Below are 13,628 nucleotides of genomic sequence, written 5' to 3'. Positions count from 1 at the left end.
AGGAAATCAGGCCAGTCAGGCCAGAGGTCAAGACTCTTTTCCGGAAATCGAGGGGCTGTGCGCCATAAAGGGTGGTCCTCAGCTTGTCTTCTCGTATGAAGCAAAACGGAGAGGCAGTCTGTCAAGCAGCCGTTTTATGAAGCGCGATTTATTGCTGGGAATTTGATCTGGTTCGCACCGGCCTGACTGGGGCTGGGCATCCTGATTCTGCCGCAGGTCCGCAGCACCCTGAGCCACAGCATGCCATGCGGCCTGTGCGAGTGCCTTCCGGCTGGGGAAGAGTTCCGGGTCCAGCGGTTCATGCAGGATAACGGTGGCGCGTGCGCGTTGCCACTGCACCAACTGCCAGAGATGCGGGCCGAGATCCATATCTCCGTACCAGGCAAAAACCGGGCGGCGCAGGCGGGCTACGGGCAGGCCTTCCAGTTCATCATACACCACGGAAATCGGCTGGATGATGGGAGACATGCCGGGATCATAAACAAGAGGGATCTGGCTTTTCTCGCCATCGCGCAGGCGGGGCAGTTTGGCAATGGCGAAGAAGGCGGACATGAACGGCAGCACACGGGAGCCGTCGGACGATGTGCCTTCCGGGAAAAGAACCAGATTATCCCCTTCCACCATGCGGCGGATCATCAGGTCGCGCTCGCGCCCGGTGGTGCTGCGCTGGCGGCTGACAAAAATGGTCCGGCCGATTTTGGACACCAGCCCCATGATGGGCCATTTCTCAATATCGCCTTTGGCGACAAAAACAGATGGCAGCAGCGTGCCAAGAACCAGCACATCCAGCCATGAGGAATGGTTGGAAATATAAATAACAGGCCGTTCACCCCGCGCCCGCGCACGAGCCCCCCCAACATTGCCAGCCCGTTTGCCAATAACCCGGATACGCAGACCCAGTAATTTGCACAGCACGCCCCAGATAACGCGTGTCCAGCGGATTTTGGGCGTGCCGGGCACCAGCAGAAGGCAGGCTTCAAACCCGACAGAGAGCGGAACCCAAAGTGCAATGGTTCCCAGCCGGAGGCCACCCTTGGCCTGTGCGCGCAACCGACAGCATTTTTCCACCCATGATGGGAGGGGAGAGAGGAAGGCGCGGCTCATGAGTCCGGGTCTGCCTTGTTCAGGCAGGGGCTGGGTTTGCGGCGGAAATGGCAAATCATAGGCTCTCATAACGCGAACTGATGCACTCGGACAATCGTGCTTCGCAAGATGCCTGCAAGATGGCACAAGAAGGGCTGGGGCGAAGAAATCCTTGAAAACCTGAAAGTGATCGCATTTTGGTCATGGTGATGGGGCATGACGCACGGCGTGATCATGCGCGCGGGAGACGCGTTGCGGAAAGCAGGGGGAGCAGACGAGCGGTGGGAGCAGAGGTGCGTGCAGGTGAGCAGTAAAGGCGTTCTGGACGGCCTCGTGCTGACAGCGAATCGTGTTGTGACAGGCGTGACGCTGTGGGGTGCGGCTACGGGCTGTGTCTGGGCGGCAGACCCTCAGCCTTACGTGACACATCTGGAAAGCAGTGGTCAGGCTGACCTTGATGCGGCTCTTAAATCCTCATCTGACCTGCTGAACCTTCAGGCAACGCATGCTGTGGGGCCGTTTGCATTGGCCGGGCGGGTGCGTAGCGAGTATGACCGCCTGCGTTCCGCGCTGGAGAGTTACGGTTATTACGAAGGCACCGTCCAGATTTCCCTGCATCGCGCCAAAGAGAAAGATGCCGTTGTTGTGGATGGCACATCCCCGGCACTGTCTGACTGGCTGAACGGTGTGCCGGCAGGCGAGAAAGTTACGGCTGACATCACGGTCAAGAAAGGCCCACTTTATCACCTTGGGTCTGTTACGGTGGTGGACCCCAAAACCAACGCGCCCGTCAGCCTGACGGAAGCCCAGCAAACAGCCTTTGGCTTGAAAACCGGGCAGGATGCGGTGGCGCAGGCTGTGCTGGGGAGCGGCGGAAGCCTGCTGGATGTCTGGCGGGAAGAAGGCCATGCGCTGGCGCAGGTAGATAAGCCACGGGCGTATCTTAAACCCCAGACGCATACGCTGGACATTGTTTACCCGGCCTCCGCCGGGCCCGTTCTCAATATCGGCGTGATTGATGTGGACGGGTTGAAGCGGGTGCATGAATCATTTGTGCGCCGCCGGATGACGGTGCAGGAAGGTCAGCTTTACCAACCCTCCAAAATTGAAGCCGCACGGCAGGACCTGAGTTCGCTCGGTGTGTTTTCCAATGTTGCGGTCAAGGATGGTTCGACAAAGCCGGTTAACGGCACCATGCCGCTGGACTTTACGTTCAAGGAAGCCAAGCGGCGGTCCGTGGGGGCGGAAGCGGGCTATTCAACAGACCTTGGCGCCCGCGTGGGGGCAACGTGGACGCATTACAATATTCTGGGCAACGCGGAGCGGCTCAAGCTGACGGCTCTGATCACCGGCCTTGGCGGCTCAGCCCAGCAAGGGCTGGGTTATGATGTGTATGCGGATTTCATGAAGCCCGATTTTTACAGCCGCAACCAGAATCTGAGCGCGCGGGTCGAGGCTTTGCGGCAGCTCTTCTGGTCCTATCGTCAGACCGCGTTTCTGGTGAATGCCGGGATTACCCGCAAAATTGATAAACACTGGAATGTCAATTTCGGGCTGGCGGCAGAACAGGAAAAAATCGAACAGTTTAATGTCAGCCGTGACTACACCATTATTTCGGCCCCGCTGGGGGCGACATTTGACAATACAGGCGTGGGCAACCCGATTGAGCCTGCCCTGCATGGTGTGCGGGCCAGTATTAACGCCACCCCCTCGGTCTCGTTGGGGAACAAGGGAAGCGGGACCTCCTTTTTCGCGATCCTGAACGCCTCGGCTTCCACTTATTTTGACCTCGCGCATCTCGGTCTCAGCAAGCCGGGACGGAGCATTATCGCGTTGCGTGGGATGATTGGCAGTATTCAGGGCGCTTCCACGTATGACATCCCGCCGGATCAGCGCATGTATGCCGGTGGTAGTGCGACGGTGCGCGGGTATCGCTGGCAGGGGGTGGGGCCGCAATATGGGCGCACCCGCTACGCCATTGGCGGAACGTCGCTGGATGCGGGAACCATTGAATATCGGCAGAGGCTCTTCAAAAGCTTTGGTATGGCCGGATTTGTGGATGCCGGGCAGGTGGGCAGCAGCAGTATGCCCTTTACCGGCACGCTCCGCGTGGGTGCGGGGGGCGGTGTGCGGTACTACACACCTATCGGGCCGGTGCGTGTGGATATCGCGGTGCCGCTCAACCGCGCTTATCGCGGGGACAAGTGGGATCTGTATATCGGTCTCGGGGAAACATTCTGATGGCTGAGTATAACGAGACCACACCGGCCCCGCGCCGTTCCGTGCTACGTCGTGCCGGGCGTGTGCTGGGTCTGTCCGTTGGGGTTCTGGCGGGCGTGAGTGTTCTGGCTGTCGGTATTATTCTGGTGGGGGCCAATACTGGACCGGGGCGCAGACTGCTGATGAAGCAGACAACGGCGTTAACGGGCGGGACGGTTAACATCGCCGGACTGTCTGGCCGTTTTCCAGATAATTTCCATCTGGACTCCATAGCCTTGCGGGACAAGGACGGAATCTGGCTCTCCTTGCGGAATATTGATCTGAACTGGTCTCCGCTCAGCATGGTGTGGCGCACTGCCCGGATTTATACGCTCAAGGCGGATGAACTGGCTATTCCGCGCCTTCCGGTCTCGGACCCCAATGCACCCCCCGCGGCTCCGGCCACCACTACAAAATCCAGTCTGGGATTAAGTGTTGATATCCGCACACTGGCGGTGCAGCGCATTACGGTGGGCGCGGCACTGGCTGGTGTTCCGGCCAGTTTTTCTCTGTCCGGACATGGTCGCCTGTCTTCCATAGACCCGGTGATTGATGGGCTGAGCCTGCCCACTCTGCCGAAGTCTGATATTGCGCTGCACGTCAAACGTCTGGATGCCGCAGGGCAGATTGATCTTGCGACAACAACTGGCGGTGGCAAGCTGGGCCTGCATCTGGATGCGCAGGACGGCACGGACGGTTTTGTGGCGGCAAAACTGAAAATGCCGCAACTGACACCGGTTTCCCTCGCGCTCGATATCAAAGGCCCGACAGATGCGGCGGTACTGGGCTTTTCCGCCTCCGCCGGGCCGGTCAAGGCGAAAGCGGACGGTGTGCTCAATTTGTTGGCTGGAACCATGGCCCGCCTGTCCGCACAGTTTGACTCGCCGCAACTGGCGTTAACGCCGGATATCGGGTGGGATGCCATTCATCTGGCCGCGCAGCTTAACGGCAAAATGACCGCGCCCAATGGCACGGCAACACTTCAGGTCGATCGGCTGGCCGCAGCCGGGGCGGCTGTCAGCACCCTGAAGGCGAACTTTACCGGCCAGAACGGGCAGGCCGGAGTGGTTGATCTGCTGCATCTGGTCATGACAGCGGACGGCGTGCGGATACCCGGTAGCGCGCCTAACCTGCTGGCTTCCGCGCCAGTGCAACTGGATGCAAAACTTTCTCCCACGCCTGCCGGTAAGCCGCTGGAGTTGGATATTTCACATCCGCTCCTGCACCTGACAGGCTCTGTCCTGACAGCGGCGCCGCAGCGCGGCACTCTAACGCTCAACCTGCCGGACCTGCGGCCCATCGGGCAGGTAGCAGGGACGCCGCTGCAAGGGACAGCCGGGGTTACGGCGCAGTTTGACCTGCCCGCCAAGCCGGAGGGTGATACGCACCTGAAAGCGGATGGCACGCTGGCCATTACCGGTGGGCAACTACAGGCTGCGGGGCTGATCGGCCCGAAGGGCACCTTTGCTCTGGCAGCAACCCTGCGGCCGCATGCCTCTCCCGCGAGTACAAGCACCGGTGGGGAGCAGAAAAAGCAGGCATCTCAACCTGTGGCACAGTCTACAGGGCAGCAGATTGATCTGACGTCTCTGACGGTAGATGGACAGGCCCTGCACCTGAAGGCGCAGGGGCGGGTGAATACCGGGCAGGACTTGGACATTACGTCCACGCTGGCGCTGCCTGATCTGGCGCGGGCGTTGCCGTCTCTGCGCGGTGGGGTAACGCTTGCCCTGTCCGCCAAGGGGCTAATGCAGGATTTCGCCGCCAAGCTGCATCTGGAAGGGGACCTCGGCACGGCAACCATGCCGCGTGGGCCTGTGGTGCTGGATGCGGATATTGCGCATTTGCCGTCTGCGCCTGCGGGCACTGTGGAGGCGCATGGCACCGTCAATCGTGCGCCGTTGCTGCTGAATGTTGCGTTGGCGCAGGATGAGACGGGGTCTCGCCAGATTGACCTGAAAAAACTCTCTTGGAACAGTGTGCAGGGGCAGGGGGCTCTTACCCTCGCATCGGGTGAGGTCGTGCCGCTTGGCACGCTGGATCTGAAAATCGGGCGGCTGGCGGACTTGAAAGACGTGATTGGCCAGCCGATTTCCGGCGCGCTGGCGGCGTCCCTCAAAACCACGCAGGTCAACCAGAAGCCTCAGGTCGCGATAAAGCTGGATGGCAATGTTGCCATGCCGCAGGCCAGAATCGGCAGTCTTTCTCTGGCAGGCACGGTGAAGGACCCCGCGGCGCATCCGGATGCGGACCTTACCCTGAAACTGGGTGGTTTGGCTGCCGCCGGAATGACAGGGCAGGCGCGGGTAACGGCCAAGGGGCCGGAAAACGCCATGGCGCTGAGCGCGCAGATTGGCCCGGCCACATGGTCCGGCAACCCGCTTGCGCTGGATACCGCTGCCCTGCTCAATCTGCCAGCCAAACAGGTGCACCTGCAAAAACTGACGGCTACCGCAAAACAGGAAAATCTGCGTCTTCTAGCTCCGGCCCTTATCTCCTTTGGCGAGACGATGGGAGTGGACCGTCTGCGCGCCACGTTGGGTACGCAGGGGGCGGAACCGGCAACAGCGGATGTTGCGGGCCGCATCAAACCGACATTGGCGGCAACGGTAGATGTGCGGAACCTGACACCCGCACTGGCGCGCCCCTTTATGCCTGACCTGCATGCGCAAGGGACGCTGGCAGTGCAGGCCAAGGTGAGCGGCACTCTGGAAAGACCACAGGGGCAGGTGCATCTGGCAGGAAATGGGCTGCGGATGCAGGGGGCGTCTGCTGCTGCATCGCTGCCGCCCCTGCATCTGGACGCCACGGCTGATCTGGCTGGAACATCCGCTAGAGTGAAGATGCAGGCGGATGCCGGGCCGAAGCTCTCGCTTGGTGTTGCAGGCACGGCCCCGCTCACCAGTACCGGGCCACTCAATTTGCGGACCAATGGGCATCTGGATCTGGCGATTGCCAATGGTTATCTGGGTGCGCAGGCGCGGCAGGCTCTGGGGCAGGTGCAACTGGCTCTGCTGGTGGAAGGGACCACGGCTGCACCCCGCGTGACGGGCACTGTTGACCTGCAAAATGCTGATATTCAGGATTTTGCGCAGGGTGTGCATCTCTCCGCCATCAACGGGCGGATTGTCGGGCAAGGCTCCAGCATTGTCATTCAGAACCTGACGGCCAAAGCGGGTGACGGCACAATGGGCGTCACCGGGTCCGTAGGCGTTATGGCACCGGGGATGCCGGTTGATATTCATTTCGTAGCGCGTGATGCGCGCCCTATTTCCAGTGATCTCATTACAGCGGTCATGAATTCCGAGATGACCATCAAAGGGCAGGCCGCAGGCCGCATGGATGTTGCGGGGAATATTGATCTGCGGAAGGTGGAGATCAATATTCCCAACTCCCTGCCGTCTTCCGTTGCACGGCTGGATGTTATCCGCCCCGGAGATAAGCCGGAAGCGGAGAAAGCTGCCGCGACCAATGCCAACGCAAGCGTGATCGGGCTTGATCTGACCTTGACCTCACCCGGCAAGTTCTTTGTGCGCGGGCATGGTCTGGATGCCGAAATGGCAGGTAAGCTCAAGGTGAAAGGCACCAGCACGGCGCCGTTGGTCAGCGGTGGGTTTGACCTCAAGCGCGGGAACTTTGATCTTGCGGGGATTTCCCTCAACTTCACCAAAGGGCGAGTGGCCTTTAACGGTAGCAGCGTAGACCACAAGCTGGACCCCACGCTGGACTTTGAAGCTGACCGTGCGGTGAATGGAGAAACCGCGATGCTGAAAGTGGGCGGTTACGCCAGCGCGCCTAAAATCAGCTTTGAGTCCATTCCATCTCTCCCGCAGGATCAGGTTCTGGCGATGCTGCTGTTCGGCACGGACGCACATTCTCTGTCCTCCACCCAGATGGTGGAACTTGGCACGGCGCTGGCGACACTCACGGGTGTGACGACGTTTGACCCGATGGGCACACTCCGTAAAACCCTTGGGCTGGACCGTCTGGCGGTGGGCGGTGGGTCCGGCGTAGGGAATGGGGGCACCACGGTGGAGGCCGGGAAATATGTGATGCGGGGTGTGTATGTGGGGGCCAAGCAGGCCACTTCCGGTTCAGGCACGCAGGCTCAGGTGCAGGTTGACCTGACAAAACACCTCAAGCTGAACACCACAGTGGGCACCGGCGGGAACGTAACCGGCTTTACCACGCCAGAAAATGACCCCGGCAGCAGTGTGGGCCTGCTCTGGCAGTATCGTTATTAAGAGGATGGGTATTAAGGGAATGGCGCTGACCAGCTTTGTGGAATGCTGGTCAGCGCCGGTGGTCAGTGCCGGTGGTCCGCGCCGCGTCGGTCTCTGCCGCCTCAGGTCAGGGGGCGGCTTTCTGACTGAGCACTAAGAGAGCCTGCGTCCTGTAAAATCCCGGTTTAAAACTGGAAATCGACAATTACAGGTACATGGTCGGAGGGGCTGGTCCAGTCCCGTGCTTCCCGCACTACGGTCATCCCGCTGAGATTGGGGACGAGGTCCGGTGTGACCCACACATGGTCCAGACGGCGGCCACGGTTGGATTTCTGCCAGTCCCGGTTGCGGTAGGACCACCACGTATAAAGTTTTTCCTGCGGCGGGACAAAATGACGCATGGCGTCCACAAAGCCCGTGTTTAGCCAGCGGTTTAACCGCTCTGTTTCCGGCGGCGTGTGGCTGACAATTTTGAGCAGTTGCTTGTGGTTCCACACATCATGCTCAAGGGGGGCGATGTTCAGATCCCCCACCAGAATGGCGCGTTCAGGTTTGCGGATTGTGAACCAGTCGGTCACTTCCTCAACAAAGGCCAGCTTGTGGGCAAATTTCGGGTTGGCGTCCGGGTCTGGAATGTCTCCACCTGCGGGCACGTAAAAATCATGCAGTTCAACCGGGCCGGAGGGCGTGTTGAGGACGGCGCCTACGTGGCGACAATCTTCCTTGCCATGCCAGTCAGGCAGCTTTTCCATCGGGGTGATGGGATGGCGGGAGAGAATGGCCACGCCATTATAGCTCTTCATGCCTTTATAATGCAGGTGCTCAAAGCCCAGCGCCCGCACGGCATCTTCCGGAAAGAGCGGGTCCGGCACCTTGGTTTCCTGCAGGCAGATAACGTCTGGCGCCAGTGCGGCAACGAGGTCTTCCAGCCGGGGCAGACGCAGGCGGAGGGAGTTGATGTTCCATGTTACAAGTCGCATGGGCATGAGCCATTGCGCATCCGGGTTTGCGGAGCAAGAAAAAACAGTCACATAGAGAAGGACGTAGCAGGGCATGCGCCTTGTAATCTTGACTGACAGGACCATTTTTCTCTCATGACGTCTTCCTCACAGGCTCAGACGGGCCAGACTCCTGCTCCTTCCTCCGAAGCTGAGGCGCTCCATCGCGCTCTGTTCACGCTGGATAGCCATGTTGATATTCCATGGCCCGACCAGAAGGATGCCTTTGAGGACACCGAGAGCCGCCGGGTTGATCTGCCCAAAATGCAGAAAGGCGGCATGTCTGCCGGATGCTTTGTGGCGTATATCGCGCAGGCCAAGGTGGATGCGGAAGGCCATGCTCAGGCGCAGGCTCAGTGTCTGGCCATGCTGGATGTCATTAACGGAATGCAGGGAACCCATAATGGGGTGACTGCCCGCGTTTGCTCCACAGTTGCGGAAATAAGAGCGGCTTATGATGCCGGTGCGCTGGCCGTTATTCCCGCTGTGGAAAATGGCTATGCCATGGGGGACAATCCTGCTCTTCTGGCGCAGTTCCGCGCCAAAGGCGCGCGATATGTCACGCTGACCCATAATGGCCATAACGCTCTGGCGGATGCGGCTGTGCACCGCCCCAGTCTGGGGGATAAGCCGGAAAATTACGGCGGGCTTTCAGCGCTGGGGCGTGAGGCCGTGCGGGAAATGAACCGTCTGGGTCTGCTGGTTGATGTGTCCCATGCCTCTAAAAAGACCATGATGCAGGCGGTTGCGGCGTCTGCCGTGCCGGTGGTCGCCAGCCATTCCTGTGTACGGACCTTGTGTGACCATCCGCGGAATCTGGACGACGAGCAGCTTGATGCTCTGAAGGAAAGCGGTGGGGTCGTCCAGATTACCGCCATGCCAGCTTTCCTCAAGCCGCGTGAGGGAGACGCACCCCGTTCTGCCAGTGTGGCGGATTTTGTGGACCATATTGACTATGTGGTGCGCCGGATTGGTGTGGAGCATGTCGGGATTTCCTCAGATTTTGATGGCGGCGGCGCGCTGTCGGACTGGCAGAACGCTACGCAGGGCGTGAACCTGACGGCGGAGCTGCTGCGCCGTGGTTATGACCGGAGCGAGATAGCGGCGTTTTGGGGTGAAAACTTCATGCGTCTGCTGGCCAGAGCCGAAGCTGTAGCAGAACAAACCGGGACTATTGGCTGAAAACCTCAGCCATATTTTTACGGCATTTGTCCACTTCCACTCTTGACAGACTTTATTTTCAAGAAAGTCGTCCTATGTGACAATGCTGTTACGCAGTGTTCTGGATAAAAACGTTTTGAATCAATGGGTTGCTTTGTTTGGCTAAAAAATATGCAATACGTCAGGACCATGGGAAATCTGCGGGTTTCGGGGTGTCAAGCCCGGCTGTTCCACAGACTTATCCACAAGATCAGTGGATGAAATTACTTTCTCGAAAGAGCGCCTGATGAGAGCTGAAAATTCTCCAAACACCCCGGAAGCACAAAGTGGAGAACAAGCGCCTGCCGCCCCGTTAAAGGGCGTTGAGGTTATCCGGCAAGCACTCAAAACCATGCCGCTTTCCCCCGGCGTGTATCGGATGCTCGGTGAGAAGGGGGATGTTCTGTACGTCGGCAAGGCCCTCGCGCTGAAGAAGCGGGTGGTCTCCTACACGCATGTGAATCGCCTGCCCGAACGCCTGCGCCGGATGGTATCCGAGACAGCCTCCATGGAGATTGTCACGACCCATACCGAGGCCGAGGCTCTGCTGCTTGAGGCCAACTACATCAAGCGCATGAAGCCGCGCTTCAATATCCTGCTGCGTGATGACAAGAGCTATCCGTGGCTGATGCTGACGGATGGACACCCCTTTCCGCAGATTGCCAAGCACCGTGGCAAGCCGGTGAAGGGTGCCAGCCTGTGGGGGCCATTTGCCTCGGCATGGGCGGTTAACCAGACACTCAACCTGCTTCAGCGGGTGTTTCTGCTGCGCTCCTGCGCTGATTCCGTGTTCAACAGCCGCTCTCGCCCGTGCTTGCTGTTTCAGATCAAGCGTTGCTCCGGCCCGTGCGTGGACCGGATTGATCAGGCGGATTACGCCAAGCTGGTCGAGCAGGCGCGTGAGTTTCTCTCCGGTAAAGACCACGCCCTGCGGGAAGATATGAGTGCCGAGATGCACCGCGCGGCCGAGGCGCTGGATTTTGAGCGCGCGGCCACCATGCGGGACCGTATCCGTGCGCTCGCGCAAATGCAGGATTCCAGCGTGATCAATCCGGCATCTCTGCAAAATGCGGATGTGTTCGGCATCTGGCAGGAAGGTGGGCAGGCCTGCATTCAGGTTTTTTTCATCCGGGGTGGCCGCAATAACGGCAACCGATCCTTTTTCCCGGCGCATACGCAGGATCAGGAACCCGGTGATATTCTCGCCTCCTTTATCGCGCAGTTTTATGACGACAAGCCGTGCCCAGCGCAGGTGCTGGTCAATCATGACCTGCCGGAAGAGGCTCTGCTGTCAGAAGCGCTGACGTTGCGGCGGGAGCGGAAGGTAGAAATCCTCCACCCGATGCGCGGCGAAAAAAAGCAGGTGCTGGATCATGCCGTGGCCAATGCGCGGGATGCGCTGCACCGCAAGCTGGCGGAAAGTGCGGGGCAGGCCAGACTTCTGGAGGGTGTTGCGCAGGTGCTCGGGCTGGATGCGCCGCCTGAGCGTATTGAGGTGTATGATAACAGCCACATCATGGGGTCTCATGCCTATGGCGTGATGATTGTGGGTGGGCCGGAAGGGTTTGACCGTAGGGCTTATCGCAAATTCCTGATTAAAGGCCCTGTTACACCGGGGGATGACTTCGGCATGATGCGGGAGGTGCTGGAGCGACGTTTTGGGCGGGCTCTGAAAGAAGTCGCGGAAGGCGATCTGTCCAACTGGCCGGATGTTCTGCTGATTGACGGCGGCGCTGGCCAGTATTCTGCCGTGCGCGGCGTGCTGGATGACCTCGGTGTGACAGGGGTTAAACTGGTGGGCATTGCCAAAGGGCCAGACCGCGATGCAGGCCGGGAGTGGTTCCATACTGGCGATGCGCCACCCTTCCAGCTCGAACCGCGTGACCCTGTTCTGTATTACCTGCAACGGCTGCGCGATGAGGCGCATCGCTTTGCAATCACCACCCACAGAGCGGGACGGTCCAAAACACTGGTGACGTCGGAACTGGATGAAATTCCCGGCGTGGGGCCTGCGCGTAAAAAACTGCTGCTTAGTACATTTGGCTCCGCGCGTGGCGTCAAGCAGGCGGGTCTGGCGGAGCTCGAATCGGCACCCGGTATTAATCGGGAGACAGCGCGGGCTGTTTATGGGCATTTTCATCCAGACTGGACACCGGGATAACCCCGGTTTTCAGCCCTGCACTCAACTTCTGGGTGAGTGGTGAAAAGCAGCAGGCAGAAACCATTTCAGCTCTGCGGGAAATAGGTTAGCATCCTTCCGATGCTGACAGATCTGCCGAATGTTCTGACTATCTCGCGTATCGTCGCGATCCCGATTGTGGTGCTTTTTGCTGCATGGGGTTCGCCGCAGACGGATGCGCTGGCATGCCTTCTGTTCATCCTTGCCGGGGTGACGGATTATTTTGACGGCAAGCTGGCCCGTTCCCGCCATCAGATGTCTGACTTTGGCCGGATGTTTGATTCCATTGCGGATAAACTGTTGGTTGGGGCCTGCCTGATGGTGCTGGCGGGCCTTGGCCACATGCCGTATTTCAGCCTGTGGCCTGCCATTGTTATTCTATGCCGGGAAATTCTGGTGTCCGGCATGCGGGAATATCTGGCGGAACGCCGGGCAAGCCTGCCGGTTACACGGCTGGCTAAATGGAAAACCGGCTTCCAGATGACGGCCATTGGCTTTTTGCTGGCAGGGGATGGCACGGGTATGTTGCTGGGCATGCCGTGGTTGCCGGTCGCGCTGATTGGGGCTGTGCTGCTGTGGATTGCAGCAGGGCTGACGCTCATTACCGGGTGGGATTACCTTACAACCGGGTTGCGGCATGTTAATCTCTCGTGAACTCGCGTTTTAAACGTCGCCAAGGTGTGTCTCATTCGTCTCAATTGGCTTTCATCGGCTTGTGTCCGCTCCGCAAACCGTTATTTAAGCTTTAAGCGGCATGTTTTTAGCCGAGGGCAGGCGTCTCTGAATTGCCTGCATGATGTCATGGTTAGCGGAGTCAGGTGATGCGGAAAGCCGCTCTTGTAGGGTTTTGTCTGGTTTTGAGCGGATGTTCCGGTTTCGGGAAGTTTGTGGGCGACACGGCAACCCTGCCGGGTGCAAACCCGAATGCCCCATCCGGGGAAGACCTCAATATGCGTCGGGTAAACGGTTATTCCACAGCGGAAACACCGCTTTTGCCGGCTGGGGGAGATATCTGGCCCGGTCCGCCCGCCCCCTTGCCGACTCTTGAAGATGTTGAGAAAGACCGTGCCGGGACCATTCTGGGGGGCGTTCCCAACTCTGGTAGCACCCAGTTGCCTGATGGCGGTGAAATGAGCGTTGGGGAGCCGGAAGGTCTCTCTGATAAGTCACATTCCATTACCGGTAAGCTTCCGGATGCAGAGCCCGATGCCGCGTCTCAATATGGAGTGCAACGTGGCTCAGCCTCCACGATTGAAATTCCGAATGGAGACGGCACGGTTACGCTTATCCATCCGGATGGCTCCGTAACCACTACGCAGGCCAAGAAGGCAGCAGCCCCGGTTGCTCCCCAGCACTAAGGGCAGCCGTGTGCGGCCGGGCGCAGGCCGCATTTTACGGGAATGAGTAAGGAAGCAGGCATGGCGCAGGACGTCACAATTTTCTATTTCGCCGCATTGCGTGAGCAGATGGGGCGGGAAAGCGAGACTGTTTCCATGCCTGCACCCTCGGTTACAGTGGAAACGCTGGTTGGCGAATTGCGGCGCAAGGATGGGGTTATGGATGAGGTCTTCGCGGCGTCCCCTCGCTTGCGGGTTGCCATTAACCAGACCCTCGCGACGTTTCAGGATACTGTCAGGCCGGGTGATGAACTGGCCTTTTTCCCGCCAATGACCGGCGGTTAAGCGG

At 59.3% G+C, this 13,628-nt stretch carries 9 protein-coding genes; 7 read left to right on the top strand and 2 right to left on the bottom strand.

Annotated elements, in window-relative coordinates; translation table 11 throughout:
- Positions 1–78: 78 nt before the first annotated feature.
- Positions 79–1,104: a lysophospholipid acyltransferase family protein gene (locus AD949_RS12375; protein WP_048835668.1), complete on the bottom strand. Its 1,026-nt coding sequence runs from the start codon at positions 1,102–1,104 to the stop codon at positions 79–81.
- A gap of 195 nt (positions 1,105–1,299) precedes the next feature.
- On the opposite strand from AD949_RS12375, the gene AD949_RS12370 reads away from it, so the two are divergent.
- Together AD949_RS12370 and AD949_RS12365 are read left to right on the top strand one after the other, a co-directional pair.
- Complete coding sequence (locus AD949_RS12370) at positions 1,300–3,324, top strand: autotransporter assembly complex protein TamA (protein ID WP_244463350.1); 2,025 nt, start codon at positions 1,300–1,302, stop codon at positions 3,322–3,324.
- Positions 3,324–7,586, top strand: coding sequence for a translocation/assembly module TamB domain-containing protein (locus AD949_RS12365; protein ID WP_048835667.1), 4,263 nt, complete (start codon positions 3,324–3,326; stop codon positions 7,584–7,586). The genes AD949_RS12370 and AD949_RS12365 overlap by 1 nt, the downstream gene beginning before the upstream one ends.
- Before the next feature lie 164 nt (positions 7,587–7,750).
- Here AD949_RS12365 and AD949_RS12360 read toward each other — a convergent pair whose 3' ends face one another.
- Complete coding sequence (locus AD949_RS12360; RefSeq protein ID WP_371277355.1) at positions 7,751–8,545, bottom strand: exodeoxyribonuclease III; 795 nt, start codon at positions 8,543–8,545, stop codon at positions 7,751–7,753.
- A 114-nt stretch (positions 8,546–8,659) separates the two neighbouring features.
- On the opposite strand from AD949_RS12360, the gene AD949_RS12355 reads away from it, so the two are divergent.
- From AD949_RS12355 to moaD, 5 genes are all read left to right on the top strand, one after another.
- A complete protein-coding gene (locus tag AD949_RS12355) occupies positions 8,660–9,745 on the top strand; it encodes a dipeptidase (RefSeq protein ID WP_048835666.1) in 1,086 nt (361 codons plus the stop codon).
- Positions 9,746–10,007: 262 nt separating this feature from the next.
- Positions 10,008–11,924 (top strand): excinuclease ABC subunit UvrC, encoded by a 1,917-nt coding sequence (uvrC, locus tag AD949_RS12350; protein WP_082064685.1) that lies wholly within the window; start codon positions 10,008–10,010, stop codon positions 11,922–11,924.
- 99 nt (positions 11,925–12,023) lie between these two features.
- Positions 12,024–12,596 (top strand): CDP-diacylglycerol--glycerol-3-phosphate 3-phosphatidyltransferase, encoded by a 573-nt coding sequence (pgsA, locus tag AD949_RS12345; protein WP_048835665.1) that lies wholly within the window; start codon positions 12,024–12,026, stop codon positions 12,594–12,596.
- 167 nt (positions 12,597–12,763) lie between these two features.
- Complete coding sequence (locus tag AD949_RS12340) at positions 12,764–13,300, top strand: hypothetical protein (RefSeq protein WP_048835664.1); 537 nt, start codon at positions 12,764–12,766, stop codon at positions 13,298–13,300.
- A 42-nt stretch (positions 13,301–13,342) separates the two neighbouring features.
- Entirely contained in the window at positions 13,343–13,624 is a 282-nt protein-coding gene (moaD, locus tag AD949_RS12335; RefSeq protein WP_244463349.1) for a molybdopterin converting factor subunit 1, read from the top strand.
- Positions 13,625–13,628: the final 4 nt, after the last annotated feature.

It is taken from the genome of Acetobacter orleanensis, from assembly GCF_001581005.1.
Taxonomy (GTDB): Bacteria; Pseudomonadota; Alphaproteobacteria; order Acetobacterales; family Acetobacteraceae; genus Acetobacter; species Acetobacter orleanensis.
The sequence above is the reverse complement of the archived record's forward strand: the minus strand, read 5'-3'. Positions and strand labels throughout refer to the sequence as shown.

Bases quoted from the DNA above. Each gene is read 5' to 3' on its own strand.
- AD949_RS12375 (WP_048835668.1), bottom strand. From the start codon at position 1,104: ATGAGCCGCGCCTTCCTCTCTCCCCTCCCATCATGGGTGGAAAAATGC.
- AD949_RS12370 (WP_244463350.1), top strand. From the start codon at position 1,300: ATGACGCACGGCGTGATCATGCGCGCGGGAGACGCGTTGCGGAAAGCA.
- AD949_RS12365 (WP_048835667.1), top strand. From the start codon at position 3,324: ATGGCTGAGTATAACGAGACCACACCGGCCCCGCGCCGTTCCGTGCTA.
- AD949_RS12360 (WP_371277355.1), bottom strand. From the start codon at position 8,545: ATGCGACTTGTAACATGGAACATCAACTCCCTCCGCCTGCGTCTGCCC.
- AD949_RS12355 (WP_048835666.1), top strand. From the start codon at position 8,660: ATGACGTCTTCCTCACAGGCTCAGACGGGCCAGACTCCTGCTCCTTCC.
- pgsA (WP_048835665.1), top strand. From the start codon at position 12,024: ATGCTGACAGATCTGCCGAATGTTCTGACTATCTCGCGTATCGTCGCG.
- AD949_RS12340 (WP_048835664.1), top strand. From the start codon at position 12,764: ATGCGGAAAGCCGCTCTTGTAGGGTTTTGTCTGGTTTTGAGCGGATGT.
- moaD (WP_244463349.1), top strand. From the start codon at position 13,343: ATGAGTAAGGAAGCAGGCATGGCGCAGGACGTCACAATTTTCTATTTC.